General features: G+C 51.1%; 15 protein-coding genes. 8 read left to right on the top strand and 7 right to left on the bottom strand.

The annotated features are described in order from the left end of the window. Positions 1-158 precede the first annotated feature (158 nt). The 3 genes from ispE to NG346_RS09250 all read right to left on the bottom strand — a co-directional run bounded on the left by ispE (position 159) and on the right by NG346_RS09250 (position 2,645). Entirely contained in the window at positions 159-998 is an 840-nt protein-coding gene (gene ispE / locus NG346_RS09260) for a 4-(cytidine 5'-diphospho)-2-C-methyl-D-erythritol kinase (RefSeq protein ID WP_262288628.1), read from the bottom strand. Positions 999-1,042: 44 nt separating this feature from the next. Continuing rightward, on the bottom strand, positions 1,043-2,107 hold the full coding sequence (locus NG346_RS09255) for a mannose-1-phosphate guanylyltransferase (RefSeq protein ID WP_262288627.1): 1,065 nt from the start codon (positions 2,105-2,107) through the stop codon (positions 1,043-1,045). Between the two features lie 214 nt (positions 2,108-2,321). Further along, entirely contained in the window at positions 2,322-2,645 is a 324-nt protein-coding gene (locus NG346_RS09250) for a cupin domain-containing protein (protein ID WP_262280035.1), read from the bottom strand. A gap of 355 nt (positions 2,646-3,000) precedes the next feature. Between NG346_RS09250 and NG346_RS09245 the strand changes: the two genes are divergently transcribed. The 5 genes from NG346_RS09245 (at position 3,001) to lipA (ending at position 10,271) form a co-directional block, all read left to right on the top strand. After that, positions 3,001-6,183, top strand: coding sequence for a TonB-dependent receptor (locus tag NG346_RS09245; RefSeq protein WP_262288626.1), 3,183 nt, complete (start codon positions 3,001-3,003; stop codon positions 6,181-6,183). A 179-nt stretch (positions 6,184-6,362) separates the two neighbouring features. Further along, positions 6,363-6,557, top strand: coding sequence for a hypothetical protein (locus NG346_RS09240; protein WP_262288625.1), 195 nt, complete (start codon positions 6,363-6,365; stop codon positions 6,555-6,557). Beyond that, positions 6,554-6,961 carry a GNAT family N-acetyltransferase gene (locus NG346_RS09235; protein ID WP_262288624.1) on the top strand — a complete coding sequence of 136 codons (408 nt, stop codon included), beginning with the start codon at positions 6,554-6,556 and terminating at the stop codon, positions 6,959-6,961. The genes NG346_RS09240 and NG346_RS09235 overlap by 4 nt, the downstream gene beginning before the upstream one ends. 8 nt (positions 6,962-6,969) lie before the next feature. Next, entirely contained in the window at positions 6,970-8,427 is a 1,458-nt protein-coding gene (gene rmuC, locus NG346_RS09230; protein WP_262288623.1) for a DNA recombination protein RmuC, read from the top strand. A gap of 26 nt (positions 8,428-8,453) precedes the next feature. After that, entirely contained in the window at positions 8,454-10,271 is a 1,818-nt protein-coding gene (lipA, locus tag NG346_RS09225) for a lipoyl synthase (protein WP_262288622.1), read from the top strand. A 573-nt stretch (positions 10,272-10,844) separates the two neighbouring features. Here the strand turns inward: lipA and axeA1 are convergent. The 4 genes from axeA1 to uxuA all read right to left on the bottom strand — a co-directional run bounded on the left by axeA1 (position 10,845) and on the right by uxuA (position 15,863). Continuing rightward, positions 10,845-12,266 (bottom strand): acetylxylan esterase AxeA1, encoded by a 1,422-nt coding sequence (axeA1, locus tag NG346_RS09220; protein WP_262280029.1) that lies wholly within the window; start codon positions 12,264-12,266, stop codon positions 10,845-10,847. A 36-nt stretch (positions 12,267-12,302) separates the two neighbouring features. Continuing rightward, positions 12,303-13,208, bottom strand: a complete 906-nt coding sequence (locus NG346_RS09215) for an ATPase (RefSeq protein ID WP_262280028.1) — start codon at positions 13,206-13,208, stop codon at positions 12,303-12,305. Positions 13,209-13,763: 555 nt separating this feature from the next. Then, positions 13,764-14,576: an SDR family oxidoreductase gene (locus NG346_RS09210; RefSeq protein WP_262280027.1), complete on the bottom strand. Its 813-nt coding sequence runs from the start codon at positions 14,574-14,576 to the stop codon at positions 13,764-13,766. 3 nt (positions 14,577-14,579) lie between these two features. Further along, positions 14,580-15,863, bottom strand: a complete 1,284-nt coding sequence (gene uxuA, locus NG346_RS09205; protein WP_262288621.1) for a mannonate dehydratase — start codon at positions 15,861-15,863, stop codon at positions 14,580-14,582. Between the two features lie 417 nt (positions 15,864-16,280). Between uxuA and NG346_RS09200 the strand changes: the two genes are divergently transcribed. The 3 genes from NG346_RS09200 to NG346_RS09190 all read left to right on the top strand — a co-directional run bounded on the left by NG346_RS09200 (position 16,281) and on the right by NG346_RS09190 (position 19,472). Continuing rightward, on the top strand, positions 16,281-16,769 hold the full coding sequence (locus NG346_RS09200) for a helix-turn-helix domain-containing protein (protein ID WP_262280025.1): 489 nt from the start codon (positions 16,281-16,283) through the stop codon (positions 16,767-16,769). A 110-nt stretch (positions 16,770-16,879) separates the two neighbouring features. Continuing rightward, positions 16,880-18,832 carry a dipeptidyl peptidase 3 gene (locus NG346_RS09195; protein ID WP_262288620.1) on the top strand — a complete coding sequence of 651 codons (1,953 nt, stop codon included), beginning with the start codon at positions 16,880-16,882 and terminating at the stop codon, positions 18,830-18,832. Between the two features lie 19 nt (positions 18,833-18,851). Further along, on the top strand, positions 18,852-19,472 hold the full coding sequence (locus tag NG346_RS09190; RefSeq protein WP_262288619.1) for a DNA alkylation repair protein: 621 nt from the start codon (positions 18,852-18,854) through the stop codon (positions 19,470-19,472). Positions 19,473-19,491 lie beyond the last annotated feature (19 nt).

Raw genomic sequence — 19,491 nt, 5'->3', positions numbered from 1 at the left:
AATAATAAATGGTTGATTCGATATTGATACCAAATAATATTCTCAACATTCGGTTTTATTCTTTATCCCATCGAAGATGAAGCGTTAAAAGCCCAAACGCATAATGCGGTTCTTTTAAGCAGTAGAACGTATTTTATTCGTGCTTAAGGTCATTCAGCCTACAGCACTGCTGACGCTACGAAGCAACCTTTGAACTGTTCCTCCACTCCTTGCGGTATCTCACGGAAGATACCGAAAAGGGCACTGCCGCTGCCACTCATCTGAGCATAGAGAGCTCCCATGTCGTAGAGGCTCTGCTTGATACGCGCCAACTCGGGATGTGCCTTGAAGACAGGACCCTCGAAGTCGTTGGTCAGTTCGTCACGCCATGTGGAAATCGGCTGACGCACGATCTCGCGGCAAGACTTGCGGGGCATGTGACAAACGATCTGTGCATAGGCCTCACGTGTCGACACTGCCACGTCGGGCTTCACCACCACGATCGAATAGCCGTGAAGATTGCCCTTAGGACCATCGGCTGGCTCAAGGATCTCGCCGCGTCCGGTAGCATACGACGGTTCGGCAGTAATAAAAAACGCACAGTCGGAACCCAACTGGGCAGCATAGCGCTCCATCTCGGCAATGCCGATGTTCAGCCGGAAACGCTCGTCGAGCAGGCGAATCATGAAGGCGCCATCAGAGCTGCCACCGCCCAGTCCTGCTTGCGAGGGGATGCGCTTGAAAAGATGGGCATGGATAGGCGGCAACTCAAAGTCGGCGGCAAGAAGGTCGTAGGCCTTCACTACGAGGTTGCTACGCTCGTCACAGTCCACGGCATTGCCCGTCACCTTCAGATCGCAAGGATGATCTGAGGGAAAAGCGGGATCCATGTGTTTGATCTCCAAAGCGTCGGTGAGCGGAATGGGATAAAACACGGTCTGTATGTCGTGATAGCCATCAGGCCGCTCGGCGACAATATTCAATCCAAGATTGATCTTGGCACAAGGAAAGGTCAGCATAGTATGATGTATTTAAAGTTATCTTCGGCGAAAGCCACAGACAATTAATTGTTTTGGAACTGCTTGATGCGCTGCTCTTCCGACAGTTTGCAGACCAGCAAAGTGTCGTCGTGCTCAGCGACGATATATCCGTCAAGACCTTGCAGGATCACCTTCTTCTCCTGGGTAGTGTGCACGACACAGTTGCGGCATTCAAAGGTGTGGATGTTCTTGCCGATGAGTCCGTTGCCGTACATGTCGCGCTGGCTCTGCAACAGCAGTGAGCCCCACGTGCCAAGGTCGCTCCAACCAAAGTCTGCCGGGAAGACAAAGATCTCCTCTGCATTCTCCATCACGGCGTAATCGATGGAGATATTGTCGCAATCGGGATACACCTTATTAATAGTCTCCTGCTCTTGCGGCGTGCCCATGACATTCTGTATGCGCTCAAAGATGTTGTTGATGCGGGGCGCATACACACGTAGTGCATTGACAATCGTCTCCACACTCCATACAAAGATACCGGCATTCCAGAAAAAGTTATGCTCGCTGATATAGTGCTTGGCAGTTTCCAAGTCAGGCTTTTCCTTGAACTGGTCGACACGATAAATCTCGCGGTTGCGCGGTGAATTGGAGGTGAGGTCAGCCTGGATATAGCCGTAGCCGGTCTCAGGCCGTGTTGGCTTCATGCCCAAAGTCACGACAGCATCTGTCTCGCCGGCAAACTTCAGGCAAGAAGTGATGACACGACGGAACTCATCGACGTTGGTGACGATATGATCAGATGGCGAGACGACGACATTGGCCTTCGGGTCGGTCATCTTGATGCGCCAACTAACGTAGGCGATGCAGGGTGCTGTGTTTCTGCGGCACGGTTCTTGCAGGATATGATCAACGGGCACATCGGGCAACTGCTCGTGAACCAAGTCGGCGTAGCGTTCGTTGGTGACAATCCAAACGTTCTCCATCGGGCAGATGCCGCGGAAACGGTCTAATGTCATCTGTATCAACGTACGCCCCACACCTAACACATCGATGAACTGCTTGGGGCGTTCTTCGGTACTCATCGGCCAGAAACGGCTGCCGATGCCGCCTGCCATGATGACAAGATGATTATTTTGTTGGGCCATATATTGAAATAGGTTATCTATGCGTTATATATAATAAGGTATCACTAAAAGAAGAATTGAACCATGACACAACACATTATAGTAATATGCGTCGTCGCCATCTGCGTCGCCTATGTCGTTTACCGCATCGTCTATGCTGTTCGCAATGCCCACGGCCGTTGCTACGGCTGTCAGCTGAAGGACGTTTGCAACAAATACGGCAACGGCAAAAAAGCTATTTCACCACGGCAAAGTAGACCAGGTCGTGGTCAGTCAGATTCTCCATGTAGTGACTATGTCCCTCGGGGCAATAATGGCACTGCCCGGCGCGGCACTCCTCCACATGATCATCGTAGTGGAAAGTAGCGATGCCGCTGATGACAAAAACTATCTCGCAGTTGCCTTCATGGACATGCAATCCTGAAGATGCACCCGGACGAAGCGTGGAGTACATGATCTTTGCCTTGCCATCATCGTAGTTGCGTGTGTCGAGTCTTCCTTTCCCACCTTTGAAGCCATCGATATGTACTTCGGGTATCTTGTCGAAATCGATAATCATAATGCTTTTCTGTTTTTAATTCTTTATTTAGTCACAAAGTTAACAAAAAAAGCATAACTATAAAACTTTTCCCTAAGAAAAAGACTTTTTCGTGCAAAAAAACTACTGTGTAATGGTCGCATTGCACATGTTCCACATCATCTTCAACCCTGATATGGCGTTGTGTAACGGCGGCTGTAGAGCTCGTTATTCCTTACCTCTAACCTAAATTATACCTTATATTGATATTTTTACGAGAAAAATAGAAAATTGTAGTGGCTTTGCAACAGTATTATGGAAATTTTTGTTTAATTTTGCAGTGAATTCGTTAAGCAGGGGTTTAGCCCTAAGGTATTAATTATTCATTATTAAAGGTATGCAAAGAAGATTGCATTTTATGCTCATCATGCTTCTGTTGATGATTTCATCAACCATGATGGCACAGGTCACCACATCTGGCCTCAACGGTAAGGTGGTGGCTGGTGGTGAAAACGTCATCGGTGCTACGATCACCGCCATCCACGAACCTTCAGGTACACGCTACAACGCTGTCACCAATGAAAGCGGACGCTTTACCATCCAGGGTATGCGTGTCGGCGGACCCTACAAGGTCACCGTCAACTACATCGGCTACAAGGATGAGGTCATCGGCAACATCCAGCTGTCCTTGGGACAGCCTCGTACGCTGAACATCGACCTAAAGGAGGATGCTCAGCAAATCGGTGAGATCACCGTGCTCGGTAAGGGCGGACGTAACAGTGGTGGCGCTGCTGCCAACTTCAACCAGCAGCGCATTGAGAACACCCCTACCATCAGCCGCGATATCTACGATGTGGCTAAGTTGTCTCCATTGGTGTCCAACTCCCGCCTAGGCGGTGTTTCCATCTCTGGTATCAACAACCGTTACAACTCTTTCCAGATTGACGGTACGGTGAGCAACGATGTCTTCGGACTTGCCGGAAGCGGTACCAACGGTGGTCAGACAGGTGCCAACCCTATCTCCATGGACGCTATTCAAGAGCTGCAGGTAAGCGTCGCTCCGTTTGATGTCCGTCAGAGCGGTTTCACAGGCGGTGCCATTAATGCCATCACCAAGAGCGGTACCAACCAATTCCACGGCAGTGCTTACATGTACTACACCAACCAGGACATGTACAGCAAGTACAACCGCCTGCAAGACTATGCTGAGGACAAACTCTCCCAGCGTTCTACCAAGACCTACGGTGCTACCTTCGGTGGCCCGATCGTGAAGGATAAGCTCTTCTTCTTCGCCAGCGCAGAGTATAAGAAGACAGAGGCTCCTGCTACTATCTACCCAGGATATATCAACAAATATGTCACTGAGGCTACGCTGAAACAAATCGCCGATAAATACTACGACTTGACCGGCATCCAGGAATCTTACGGCAAAGGAGAGCTCGGCACGAAGTCCTTTGGTCTCTTGGCCCGTTTGGACTGGAACATCGACGTGAACAACCACTTGGCTTTCCGCTACCAGCACAACGACTCTTACGATGACAAGGACGGACTGAACAGCAAAACTTATACTTTCAGCAACTCCAGCTATCGCATGAACAACAAGACCAACTCGTTCGTAGCTGAGTTGAACTCTCATATCAGTCCCGTACTCTACAACGAGGCACGTGTATCCGCCAGCTTCATCCGTGACAGCCGCGATGTGCCCTACATGGGTCCATGTGTGCAGATCGGTAGCGTTGCCGGTGGTGACGGTACTTCCATGAACACTGTCAACATCGGTACTGAATTCAGCAGTGCAGCCAACTACCTCAATCAGGATATTTGGACAGCAGAGGACAACCTCTCTTGGTACAAAGGCAACCACACTATCACCTTCGGTACACATAATGAGTTCTATAAGATGAAGAACCTCTTCATCCAGGGTGCAAACGGTTCGTGGTACTACAATGATCTCGAGACCTTCCTCGATGATACTCCTTACAAGTTCACATATAAGTACACTGATCCAGAACTGACCGGCGGTGACACCAAGTGGGCTCCTACCATGAAGTTCGGACTCTTTGGTCTGTATGCACAGGATAAGTGGGATATCACTCCGCTGTTCAATGTTACCTATGGCGTGCGCTTCGATCTCAACGCCACTTTGAACTCTCCCACTACCAACGATGCCTTCAACACCTTCGCTTCTGAGCATAACCTCGGTGTAGAGGTGGGCAAGATGCCAAGTGCCAAGCTCCTCGTCTCTCCCCGTGTAGGTTTCAACTGGTATACCGATGCCAGCCATCGCACACTGCTCCGTGGCGGTGTAGGTATCTTCTCTGGCCGCGCTCCTTATGTATGGCTCTCCAACGCTTTCGTCAACAACGGCATTGAAGCCAAGGGTACAACCATCAACACTAAGAACAATACTGCTCCTTCTCTCGGCAAGTATGCCAAGGATCCCATGGCAGCAGCTAAGACCTCTAAGGCAGGTCTGTCTCCTGACATCGTTACAGTGGCCAAGAACTTCCGCTTCCCACAAGTGCTCCGTGCCAACCTCGCCCTGGAGCAGATGCTCCCAGGTGACGTGAAGATGACCCTCGAGGGCTTGTACTCTAAGAACCTCAACAACGTTTTCTTCGAGAACCTCGCTTATAAGGATAATGGCGATAAAGTCTATGCTGTTCCTGGCGTAGAGGCATCTGCCGTCACTTCTTACAGCAAGATTGAAAAGAGCCTGCCTTACTACAGCATCATCAACTTGAAAAATACCAATAAGGGCTATTCTTATAATGTATCTGTCAAGGCAGAGAAGTCCTTCGACTTCGGTCTGGATGTAATGGCAAGCTATATCTTCGGTCACTCTTACAGTGTCAACGACGGTACGTCTTCTGTGGCTTACTCTAACTGGAAGTACAACTACAGCCGCAATACCAACGACAAGAACGAGATGAGCTGGTCGAAGTTCGACATTCCTCACCAGGTACGCATTCAGGTTTCTTACAACTCTCCTAAATACTGGAACGGTTGGATGAACACCGAGGTTGCCATCAACTACAATGGTTTCAGCGGTGGACGCTACTCGTTGACGATGAACGAGAAGGCCGACTACAACAATGATGGCTTCAAAGGCAACAACCTGCTCTACATCCCGACAAAGGATGAGCTGGCAAAGATGAACTTCGTTGATAATAAGGATAAGAGCGGTAAAGTTATTATGACTGCCGAGCAGAGCCGTGACGCCTTCGAAAAATGGATTGAGGAAGACGACTATGCCAAGAACCATCGTGGTGAGTATGCTAAACGTAACTCCAACCTCTCTCCTTGGGAAAACGAGGTTGACCTCCACGTTGCTCAGAACATCTACAACATCAAGGGTATCGGCAAGTTCCAGATTACTTTCGACGTGATGAACTTCGCTAACATGCTCAACAAACACTGGGGTGCTCACTACGGCAATGCTTACAACCTCAGCCCGCTGACGCTGACAACTATTAAGAATGGTGCCGGTGTCTACCAGTTCAACACCAACAGCAAGCCCGTGGCAAGCGACACTGGCAGCCGTTGGCACGCACAGATTGGCTTCCGCCTCGAGTTCTAATGATGTAGACATTAGTCTTACATATATATTAATAAGGAGTATGGTTTTCCATACTCCTTTTTTATATTTCAGCCCCATCGCCAAAAGCGTAGACGCTAATAATATTAGATTTGTTTTGCAGTTTGGAATAAAGTTCGTATATTTGCCTTATCATTAATACACAACATAGGAGGTAATATATGGCATTAGCAATTTCTTCAATTCCAGTACTTACTGGACAAGCAGCAAAAGACTTTGAACTTCAAGCTCAAAGAACTTATACAGAACATATAAATAGCAGTGAGGTTGAAAAAGCAAAAATCAATTCTCGCTATGAGAAAGGTATGCAATTAGTAAGAGATATACTAAATAATTCAGATTTATCCAAAGAATGAGTTATCTTTCCGAAAATTGCAAGTTTTCCATTTTACGATCTTCAGAAGATATAAAAGGCTTTTCTTGTGGAGATACTCCTCATCAGAAATCTCTCAAAGACTATCCCGCCGTCTTAATTGGACGTTTAGGAGTCTCTGAGAAGTATAAAGGGCTCCATATAGGAAGTGACACTATAGAATTCATCAAGTACTGGTTTATAGATCCTTTTAACAAAACAGGATGCCGGTTTGTTATAGTTGATGCCTATAATAGTCCACAAACTATAAGCTTCTATATTAACAATGGATTTAAAGTGGTTTTCAGTTCAGAAGAACAAGAAAAAGAATATAGGCATATAAAAGAAGCTATAGCATTAAAAACTCGCTTAATGTATTTTGATCTCTTCTCTTTAACCAAGCTCTAAACAACATAATGAATACTTTAAGCATCATTATCGGACTGTTGATAGGTATCGTCATCGGATATCTTGTGGCGCACAGCAAGAATGCGGCAGCGGAGACACGCGCAGCGATGTTGACACAACAAATCGCGAAACTGGAAGAAGACATAAACAAGCAGAAGGAAGAACTGCAGGCCAACTACCAGCAGCAGTTGCAGGATCAGAGACAGCAACAGGCTGAGCAGCAACAAACATTGCGGGAGCAACAGACAGAGCAACTGCAAACACTTAGACAGCAACAGGCTGAGCAGTTGCAGTCCCTGCGACAGCAGCAGAGCGAACAGCTGCAATCCTTGAAGCAACAGCAGGCGGAACAACTGCAAACCATGCGGCAGCAACAGGCCGACCAGCTGCAACAGCAGTCCTCTCTCCTCAAAGAGCAGATCAACACGGCATCGGAAGAGATTCTCAAACGTCGGGCTGCCGACCTCAACAGCGTCAACCAGCAACAGATGTCGGCACTGCTCAATCCGCTCCATGAGAATCTGAAGCTGATGAAGGAAGCTGTGGAGAAGAGCGACCATGACCAGACTGTGCTAATGTCGCGACTCGATGCGAGCATTCAAGAGAATCTGAAACAGGCTCATGAGGTCGGACAACGTGCAGACAAACTGGCAGAGGCACTCACTGGCGAGAACAAGACACAAGGAAACTTCGGTGAGTTGCGGTTGCGTACGCTCTTGGAACAGATGGGACTCGAAGAGGGCGTGCAGTTCGAAGAGCAAGTGACGCTCAAAGACGAGCAGGGACGTACAGTACACGAAGAGGACGGCCACAAGATGATCCCCGACGTCATTCTCCACTTCCCCGACAAACGCGATGTGATCATCGACGCAAAAATGTCGCTCAAGGCTTTTGAGGACTATCACAATGCCACGACAGACGCAGAACGGGACGAGGCTTTGCAGCGTCATCTCACCTCGGTGCGCAGTCATGTCAAAGAGCTCGCACGGAAGAAATACGCTAAATATGCTGCCAACGGCAAGGTACAGCTCGACTTCGTGGTGATGTACGTCTACAGCGAGAGTGCCCTGCAACTGGCACTCACCCACGACCCGGCACTGTGGAAAGACGCCTATGACCAAGGAGTGATCATCTCTGGCTCGCAAAACCTCTATATGATGCTGCGTGTGCTGGAGATGACGTGGCGGCAAGTGCGCCAGGCCGAGAACCAGGATGCCATGCTCAAAGCCGCCGACGAAATCATCAACCGCGTACAACTCTTCTATGAGCGCTTCCAAACAGCCGACCAGTTGCTCGACCGCACACGCAAGGCCTTCGACGACGTGAAGACAACGACAGCACCCACCGGCATGGGCATTGCCACAGCAGCCAACAAACTCCTGAAATATGGCGCACAGGAAAATCCCAAGCGCAAGGTACGCTTGCCAAAGGATAACACAGAAAGCCTTGAAGACAAAGAAGACTGACCCTCTGATACTAAACTGAAAAACACATGACTTACGTAGTTCTACCCGAGCAGCAGGAGCTGCCCCCCATCACCTACGACTTTGCCGTCGAGGCGTATGTGGCCCGTCACTTCCGTGACGACGACTATTTCTTTATTTGGCAGACCAAGCCCACCGTGATCCTTGGCCGCAACCAACTGCTGCAAAACGAAGTCAACGTAGACTACTGCCGCGAGCATGGCGTGTTCATCTCACGCCGCAAAAGCGGTGGCGGCTGTGTCTACTCCGATGAAGGTAACATCATGTTTTCATTCATCAGCCGTGAGCCGAACGTACAGAAGATGTTTGCCAACTGCATGCACCTCGCCGCCGACGCACTTCTTCGCATTGGCGTTCCCGTGACCATCTCGGGGCGCAACGACATCCTGCTCGACGGTAAGAAGGTCTCTGGCGCAGCCTTCTATCGTACCGGCGACCGCAGTATCATGCACAACACACTGCTCGTCAACTCCGACCTCAGCATGTTGGAGCATGTCATCACACCCGACAAAGTCAAGCTGCAAAGCAAGGGAGTGCAGAGCGTGCGGCAGCATGTGGGCAACATCAGCCAATACACGACGATGTCGCTGCCGGAGCTGAAAGCATCCTTCCGTCAGGCGATGTGCGGCGACAAGGCCATCACGATCACTGAGGAGATGATGCCGGAGATCAGAGAACTACAAAAGACCTTTGCCGTCGACGACTTCATCTATGGCAAACAGCCGCTTTTCAAACTCACAAAAAAGCACCGCCTTCCCGGTGTAGGTACGATAGAAGCCTGCCTGGAAATCAAAGACAACCATATCCACGACATCGACCTCTTCGGCGACTACTTCCTCACCGGCGACCTCGACGAGGAGCTCTTGCCCCGTCTACGCGACGTCGCTTTCACACGTGAGGCTGTGGAGGAGGCACTGCAGGGACTCGATTTAGGCAATATCATCCGCGGACTGACCATCGAAGGCCTTCTGCGTGTGCTATTCGGTCGCAAGCCTCACGTGATGAAACCTGAGTGGTTGAAGATAGACCTCAGTTCTGACAAGCAGAGCGAGAACACCTCTGAGATCATCCATAGCAACCGTCTGCACACGATCTGCGAGAGCGGTCTTTGCCCCAACCGTGCCGAGTGCTGGCGACTGGGCACTGCCACGCTGATGATTGGCGGCGACATCTGCACACGTCACTGCCGCTTCTGCAACACGCTGAGCGGTCGCCCTCTCCCTCTCGACCCCGACGAGCCGCAACGCGTGGCGGAGTCGGTGAAGGAGATGAACCTGAGATATGTCGTCCTCACCTCGGTAGACCGTGACGACCTGCCCGACATGGGAGCAGAACACTGGCGCCGAACCGTAGAAGCGGTGCGGCAGAGATGCCAGACAAAGATAGAAGTGCTTCTGCCCGACTTCCAAGGACGCGAAAATCTGATGGACATCGTATTGCAGAGTCATCCCGACGTGGTGGCACACAATATCGAGACAGTACGGCGGCTGACACCGTCGGTGCGCAGCGTAGCTACCTACGAAGGCAGCCTCCATGTACTGAAGCATATCCATGACAGCGGGTTCGTCACAAAGAGCGGCCTCATGCTCGGACTGGGAGAAACGGAGGAGGAAGTGCTCGAGACCTTGCGCGACCTGCGCGACTGCGGTGTGGAGCGCGTGACGATTGGACAGTATCTACAGCCCACGGCCCGGCATCTACCCGTCGAAGCCTATATCACGCCGGAGAAATTCCAGTGGTACCACGAGCAAGCTGTGAAGATGGGCTTCCGTTCTGCCGTCTGTGGTCCCCTCGTCCGCTCGTCCTATAAGGCCAGCATCGGATAAAGCCATAGGATGCACGGTGACGACAGGTAAGCACAATATTGCTGTAAGATTGCAGTGTATTCAGAATTTTCCCGACAAAAGTGTGTCGTGGCGAGCTTGCAATCTAGAGATGAAGAAATGAGACTTTTGATTTCACAAAATCATTTTTGCTTGAAAAGAGCGAGAAAAAGGTACTTTGACAAGATGAAAAAGGTACTTTGACGAGAAATTCTCTAGAGAATTTCTCGTCATCACAGTGCTTTTATACGGTCAAAAAGCCGAGATGATAAGCAAAAAAAGGTATTTTGAACAAGAAAAAGCGGAATATTGAGGGCTTTAGAATGTATGATTTGACTTGTTATGACGTAAGCGTCTGTGTATCAAGTAATTGGCAAAAATACTCTAAAATGGCGATATTTAGAGCCAAGGACGCCCTCTGTTTTGATTTTTCGATTCTCAGAGGCCGAAAAATGTCAGTTTATTAAACATGCCATCTACTTGTTGCCATAAATGAAAACACCCTGATGGAGGATGTCGTGCTTCCTCAGTCAGGGTGTTGCCGTGTAAAGGTGGAAGTGAAAGCTCAGAAAATTTCTATTTCTTTGTGATGGCTTCCATGATGATCTTGGCCAGGAGTGTGGCACCTTTGCGTGTCGGATGGATGCCGTCGCGCTGCATGATAGCGTCGAGGGTCATGCCGTCAGCAGGATGGAAAGCCGTGTGGAGGTCGAGATACTGTACCTTTTCCTTGCGGGCCACCTGCTTGACGATGGGCGAGATGTGGTTGACGATGATGCTGTCGTTGATGTCCCACGAGGGCTTGACGGCCGGGATGGGTGAGCACAGCCAGATCTTTGGATGTGAGGGCAGGGCTTTGAGTGTGTCTGTCATCGCCATCAGGTCATGCTTAAACTCTGCGTTGTGTGCCCAGTTGTGGGGTTTTGTGTCGTTGGTACCGAGTTTCACGATGACGATGTCCGGTCGGAAGGCCTGCGCATCCTGCCATGCCTCTTCACGCACATAGGGCAGATCGCCCTTGCTGAGCAGCGTGCGGGCAGAGACACCGAAGTTCTTGACGAGATAGCCCTTGCCGAGCATACGTTGCAGTTGTGCCGGGTAGCCCTGTTCATCGCTCATGCCGATGCCAAAGCCGTCGGTGATGCTGTTGCCGATACATGCCACTCGGACGGCGTGAGGCTGTGGGCTGGGCAATGCCTTGAGCCATGCCGTGAGGTCGTCCATCATCTGTGGATGGGAGGGGAAGGTGGTTCTGATGCCAAAGCCGTGGCCACCATGGGGATAGATCAGCAGCGAGCAGCTGTTGCCGCAACTCCTCATGCTGCTGTAGTAAGCCACGCCATTCTGTACGGGCGGCACCACCTCGTCGTCGTTGGCCAGCAGGATGATGGCCGGAGGCGTGAGGTGGGAGCGCACCTGTGTTTCGTTGCTCCACTGCCTGACGATCTCTTTGTTGTCTCTGTCGTAGCCGAGGAAGTTGTTGCGCGAGCCCTCGTGTGTGCCTCTGCCCATGGTGATGACGGGGTAGAACAGGATGCTGAAGTTGGGTCGAAGGTCCCAGGGCGCATGTGTGCTCACCGACGAGGCCAGATGTCCACCGGCCGAGAATCCCATGATGCCGATGTCGTCGGGGTTGATCTGCCATACGTCGGCTGAGTCGCGCAGTGTTTTCATGGCCTGATAAGCGTCGGAAAGTGGGATGTTACGGTCGCCTCTTGGCATACGGTATTTCAGCACGGCATAGGCAATGCCTTGGTTGTTGAAGTAGGGAGCCCAGTCGTGTCCCTCGTTCTGCAAAGAGAGATGGGCGTAGCCGCCGCCCGGACAGTCGAGGACGGCGCGGCCTGAGGGATGCTGAGGAAGGTAGACGGTCAGCGTGGAGCCCCCGTCCTGGCTGTTGCGAAGCTCGAAATGGCGGGCCGACTGAGCGGCTGCCGTCATCACAGCGAGTGCGGCGAACAGCAACGTCGCGATGCGCTGGTGCATTTGTTTTTTCATCGTGTATGCTTAGTTATTAAGTATTTCTATTTTGAATCAATGTTTCCCGTTCCACTGTGCGGCTTCCTGCTCAATGAGTCCGTCGATGGGAGCCTGGATGATCTTGCTGATCTTCATGCCCTCTTCCCGCATTACCTCTTCGAGCGGCTGGCGATAGATGAGCGCGATGCTGCCGTTGAAGCCGATCGGCAACTGGTTCCAACCGTCGTATTGCTTGACGTTGCGACAGAGGAAACGGCGGAAGCCCTCCTTGACGAGTGCGTAGATGGCGGGCTCGGAGAGGTTCTCTTGCAAGAAGGGAACGAAGGAAGCCAGAAATGTGTTCGGCTTTGGCTGACGGTAGACGCGGTCGATGATGTCGGCGGCCGTGAGGTGGTATTTGTCGTTGAAGCGTTGGATGATCGTCTGTGGCAGCTGGTTTTTCAGGATGTCGGCGACGAGCGTCTTACCCAAGACAGCGCCGCTGCCCTCGTCACCAAGGATGAATCCGAGCGCGGGCACGTTTTTCACGATCTTCTTGCCGTCGTAGGCGCAGGAGTTGCTGCCCGTACCTAAGATGCAGGCGATGCCGGGCTGGTCACCGCAGAGTGCTCTCGCCGCGCCGAGCATGTCGCTGGCCACTTCGCAGACACCGGTGACATGGAGATGACGGCGCAGGGCACGCTCCACCACGGGAATCTTTTCCGGCGTGCAGCCGGCACCATAGAAGTGGAGGTTGCTGAGCGTGCAGGCATCGTCTTGCTTTGAGGAAGCTGTGCCGATGCCACAGGCTGATTGCAACTGGGGTAGGAGAGCGGTCTCCACTTCGTTGGCAATTTCGTCCTCGCTCATTTGGAAAGGATTCATTCCTTTCGTGCGGATACGTGCGGCAACGGTTCCGTCGGTGATAAGCGCCCAATCTGTTTTTGTAGAACCGCTGTCTGCGAGCAAAGTGTAAGTCATATCAAATGGTTGTATTATTAGTTCTTATTAATGCAAAGATACAGATTATTTTTGCAACGGCAAAGTACTTTCAATATATTATTCCAGCGTCTCTTCCTTTTTCAGACGTGGAGAAAGAATGAAGATAAAAAGGAGAGATGGAGTGGGCGGAACACCTCGCAGAGTCGCATGGACGTTTGAAAAGGGCATAAAAAAAGCGATGACCTTCGCAGGCAACCGCTCCAAATCTTCAATAGGTATTAGTTCCTTCAAGGTAAAAAGATTGTTTTCAGGATAACACTGCAAAGATAAGCATTATTTTTATAACGGCAAACTTTTTTATCCATATTTTTTAAGAAAACTTATTTAAATGTTAAAAACGAGGTCATGCAAGCCTGTTTTGTGCGTCGGAATCGGCTGTTCGTTTATAAAAATAAGGTGTTCTGCGATTTTCTTGCATCGGCAGTGACCATACAAAACAAGCCACACGATCCGGTTCTCCGCCCTTTGCCGTGAGTTCTGGGCGATTGAGACTGTTGAGCGTGTGGCTTGTGTTTGCTCTAAAAAAGCTGTTTGCTACATGGCGAAGACGTTGAAGCCTCCGTCCACGACGGCTACAGTGCCGGTGACGAAGGCGGCGGCGTCGCTCATCAGATAGTGGATCGTGCCGCAGAGCTCTTCGGGTTTACCCATACGGCCGAAGGGCGTCTGACGGATCACGTCGTTGCCGCGCTGGGTGTAGCTGCCGTCGGGATTGGTGAGCAGCGCACGGTTTTGCTCGGTGATGAAGAATCCCGGAGCGATCGCGTTGACGCGGATGCCCTCGCCAAACTTCTTGGCGGTCTCGGTGGCCATGTAAGCGGTGAAGTTGGAGATGCCGGCCTTGGCAGCAGCATAGCCGCACACACGTGTCATCGGACGGAAGGCCGCCATGCTGCTGAAGTTGATGATCGAACCCTTGCCCTGCTTGACCATCGGCTTGAGAAACACCTGGGTAGGAATCACCGTGCCCGTGAGGTTGAGGTTGAGCACCTTTTGGAACTGCTCGGGATCGAGGTCGAAGAAGTTTTGGTCGGGCGCGATGGTGGCGCCTTTCATATTGCCTCCTGCGGCGTTGAGCAGGGTATCGACGCGTCCGAAGTCCTTGAGGATGTCCTCACAGTTCTGTTTTACCAGTTCGACATTCATCACGTCGGTCTTATAGAATTTGGCGACGCCGCCTTTGTCAGTGATCTCTTTCACGATCTCGTTGCCCACCTCTTCCTTACGTCCGAGGATAGCGATCTTGGCTCCTTGCTCTGCGAGGTACTTGCCAATGCAGCGACCAAGGACACCTGTGCCGCCCGTGATGACGACAACATAGTCTTTAATGTTGAATAGTTCGTTCATGGTTTAATCAAAAAATCCTGGTTGTTCGTATTTGATGCCTAATTCCTTATCCACTGCGGCAATGATGCCTTGGACCTGTCCCATGGCAAACATGCGGCCAAGGAAACTATATCCGGCGTTGTATCCGCGTTTCTCGTCACCGAGCATGGTCATGCCGTGGTCCACACGCATGGGCAGCACCTGTGCGTTGGGCGAGGAGAGCAGAGCCTTTCCAGCTTTGCGCTGTTGCTCTTCCTGCTCGAAGATATGGGCCAAAGCCACGAGATCAGCGCGGCCGCCCAGGTGGCTGGCCTCAGTGAAGTCGCCGTTGGGGAAGACGTGACAGCTGCGCAGATGCACGAAACTCGTGCGGCTGGCAAAGCGACGAGCCATCTCCGTGAGGTTGTTTTGGGCTCCTGCGGAGAGTGATCCCGCGCAGAAGGTCAGTCCGTTGTGCTTGTTGGGAACAGCGGTGAGCAGCCATTCGATGTCGTCGGCGCACGTGATGATACGTGGCAAGCCGAGGATTTGGAATGGTGGATCGTCGGGATGAACACACATATACATATCGCATTCGTCGCAGACCGGCATGATCGCGTCGAGGAAATACTTCATGTTGGCGCGCAGCTGCTCGCGGTCGATGCCCTCATATTTCTTCAGCAGCTCACGGAAAAGGCCGAGCGGATGCTCATCGCCCTCCTTGAAGTTGCCGGAAACAAAGCCTTGTGTCTTGATGACGATGTTCTCCACAAGGGCATGGTCTTTCTCCGGCGTCATCTGCTTGCGCAGTTCCGCCACCTCTTTTAATATGTCTCTGCCGTTGGGCTTGCCGTCGGGTCCGAGAGCCTTGAAGTTTCTCCAGTCCTCTTCAGCTCCCTCACGCTTCAAGAGGTCGATGTCGAAATACGCAAATTCGGGAATGCTGAAATAGAGGTTGCTCGATCCGTTGGGGTTGAGATGGAGCAGATCGGTGCGTGCCCAGTCAAGTACAGGCATGAAGTTATAGCAGATGGTGTGGATGCCCTCAGCTGCCAAGTTGCGCAGACTCTCGCAATAGATGCTGATCTGCTCATCGCGGTCAGGGCCACCATATTTAATTGTCTCAGTGACAGGAAGCGACTCTACGACGCTCCACCTCATGCCGTGAGACTCGATGTAAGCTTTCAGGTCGTGGATCTGTTGCCGGGTCCATACTTGTCCGAGCGGCACATCGTGCAGTGCCGTGACGATGCCCTGCACGCCAATCTGCCGAAGCATGTCGAGCGTAATGGGGTCTTTACGGCCAAACCATCTCCAAGTTCTTTCCATATTTGATTAGTTTTTAGTGAATGATATAGTATCGAGGTCCATCGCCAAAAGCATACTGCGAAAGCCTACTTTGAGGATTGATCTTCTGGTTTGCAAAGATAAAAAAAATACTTCAAACGCACAAAAGAAGTTGAGTAATATTTTTGTTTCCGTCTTCAGTCTGATGTTTGTGCGACTATCATATTTATTGAAACATGAATTCTCCCAAAACAATGGCTGGCGTTGAGTATTGTTATCTGTTTCTAATGTATTATCCATTGATAATAAAGATATTCAGCCTTGGAAGCATATCTATTTTTTAAAAATAACAAAAAACATATACACTACTTGAAAAAAGAAGCGAGAAAGTTTGCATATTAAAATGATTTTATTAATTTTGCAAAGTAAGAAAGCATTTACCATTACATCAACAATATTATGACAAAGTACAACATCACAGAAAAGAAAGAAAAGGAAGCTGCTTATCGCTCGCTTGTCAGTCCCAAACTCATGGATGAGCTGGAGGAAAAAATCAACAACATCATCATCATCCAGAAAAAGTATAAGGACAAGAACTACTCCGCTAAGCAGCTCGCTGAGGATCTGGGAACCAACACGCGCTACATCTCTGCTGTCGTGAACGTGCGTTTTCACATGAACTACACCTCGTATGTCAATCAGTACCGCATCCAGGAGGCTATGTCGCTCTTGGTAGACCGCCGCTATCAGGACCTGAATATGGAGGATATCTCTGATATGGTTGGATTCTCCAACCGTCAGTCGTTCTATGCCTCGTTCTTCAAAATCAATGGCATCACCCCGCGTGAGTATAAGATCAAGCACCTGGCTTCTCATCCCTCACTGCTCGACCGACCCAAAAAGCGCGGACGCAAGCCCGGGTCCAAGAACAAGGCTAAAACAGAATAAACGATAGAGAAGGAGGAAGATAACGTCTTCATAACATTTTGCAACAACAGCCGTAGGGGACCGCCTGTTGAGCGGTGTCCCTAATGGCATTGCTTGTTAGTGCCATAGTGATGGAAAACAATACATTCGCCTTTGCCGGTGAGCGCTTCGCTGACCTGCAGATGCTGAGATACCGCTTGAATGGCTTTGAGCAGTTGTCTCTGCAACAAAAGAAATATATCTATTATTTGGCCAAAGCCACGCTGACCGGTAGGGACATCACCACCGATCAGTTTGGCAAATACAACTTGCCGATACGTAAGTTGCTGGAGAACGTGTACCTGCATTTTCCCGGTGATCGCGAGAGCAAGGACTTCCTTGCGATGACCGTCTACCTGAAACGGGTGTGGTTCTCCAACGGCATTTATCATCACTATGGCTGTGAGAAGTTCCAGCCCGACTTTTCGGAGTCATGGCTGCGCAAGGCCGTCGACGACACCCTCTTTGAGTCTCTGCCCGACAACTACCGCTCCAAGCAGGAGATGATGGACGTGCTCTGCCCCGTCATCTTCGATCCTGACGTGCTGCCCAAGCGTGTCAACCAGGCTGACGGCGAGGATCTCGTGAAGACATCAGCCTGCAACTATTACGAAGGCGTGACGCAGCAGGAGGCAGAGCAATATTACGAGCAACTGCGCCGGCAGGCCGGTGGCAACGAGCAACCCTCGTTCGGACTGAATTCCAAACTCGTTAAGAAAGACGGAAAACTCGTAGAAGAGCGCTACACCGCGGACGGGCTCTATGGCGAGGCCATCCGTAAGATCGTCTGTTGGTTGGACAAAGCACGTGAGGTGGCGGAAAACGAGCAGCAGCGGCGCGTCATTGCCCTGCTGACAGACTACTATCGCACGGGCGACCTCAAGCTGTTTGACAAGTATTCCATCGAGTGGCTACGCGAAAACGAAGGTGATGTTGACTTTATCAATGGATTTATCGAGGTGTATGGTGACCCGCTCGGACTGAAAGGATCGTGGGAGGGTATCGTGGAATACAAAGATAAGGTGGCCACAGAAAGAACACGCAAGATAGCTGGCAACGCTCAGTGGTTTGAGGACCATTCGCCCGTGGACCCACGTTTCCGAAAGGCTAAGGTCAAGGGCGTCTCGGCGAAAGTGATCTGTGCCGCCATGCTCGGCGGTGATGAATATCCGTCGTCGGCGATCGGTATCAACCTGCCCAATGCCGACTGGATACGTGCGAGATATGGCTCAAAGAGCGTGACAATCGGCAATCTCACGGAGGCTTACAACCAGGCTGCCAAAGGTTCGGGAATGAATGAGGAGTTTGTCATCGACGAGCCGACACGCGCGTTGATCCGCAAATATGGCGATCTCTGTGATGATCTCCATACCGATCTGCATGAGTGCTTGGGCCACGGCAGCGGTCAGCTTCTGCCTGGCACGTCGCCCGACGCGCTGAAAGCATACGGCAGTACGATAGAGGAGGCGCGTGCCGACCTCTTCGGACTCTATTATCTGGCCGATGACAAGCTCGTGGAACTCGGGCTCACGCCCGACAAGGAGGCTTACAAGAGTCAGTACTATCACTATATGATGAACGGTCTGATGACGCAGTTGGTGCGCATCAAGCCCGGACATGTCATCGAGGAAGCACACATGCGCAACCGTGCGCTCATCGCACGATGGTGCTATGCCCACGGCAATGGCACCGTGGAAATGGTGAAGCGCGACGGCAAGACCTATGTGCGCATCAACGACTATCAGCGGCTGCGTCAGCTCTTCGCCGAGCTCTTGGCCGAGATCCAGCGCGTGAAGAGTGAGGGAGACTATGAGACTGCCCGACAGCTCGTGGAGGAATATGGCATCAAAGTAGACGCGGATCTGCACAAGGAAGTGCTGGAACGTTACCGCCAACTCAACATCGCGCCCTATAAGGGCTTCCTCAATCCCAAGATGATCGCCGTGTCCGATGACCATGGTGAGATCACGGACATCCGTCTCGACTACTCCGAGAGCTATGAAGAGCAGATGTTGCGCTACTCAAAGGAGTATGCTACGCTATAACCGCACAAATGACAACACAATGACAACAGAAGAAGTACAACAACAGATAAAGGAACTCAAGCGCAGCTTCCGCTTGGTGATGAACGGTCCGGCTTCGCAGTCGATGCGTGAGAAAGGTCTTGACTATCGGCTCAACTGGGGTGTCCCCGTCATCCAGCTCAAACAGATGGCAAAGGAACTCGGCAAGGATTATGATCTTGCCATCGCCTTGTGGAAAGAAGATATTCGTGAGTGCAAAATCTTGGCAACCCTCGTCATGCCGGCGGAAAAGATGCCGCAGGAGGTAGCGGAAATCTGGATGGAGCAAACCCACACGCAGGAGATGGCAGAGATGCAGGCGCTCAATGTCTATCAGCATGTGAGCTATGCGCCGATGATCGCCTATCAGTGGATCGCACGCCCCGAAGATGTCTACCAGATCTGCGGTTACGACATCCTCGGCCGACTGTTTATGAATGGTCAGGAACCCAACGAGCGTGGTATCAACGAGTTCCTCGATCAGGCCGCAACGGCTTTGCAGGCACCCTCACTCGGCGTCCGCCACGCTGCCCTCAACGCTGTGTTGCGCTTTGCCGACCTCGGTGTGGTCTATGAGCGCATGGCTCACAATGCACTGAAAAAGATTGGTATCGACATATAAAAACTCTTTGTTGAGGTCT

This window comes from Hallella absiana (assembly GCF_025457485.1).
Classification (GTDB): Bacteria; Bacteroidota; Bacteroidia; order Bacteroidales; family Bacteroidaceae; genus Prevotella; species Prevotella absiana.
This window is presented reverse-complemented; position numbering and strand designations above follow the sequence as displayed.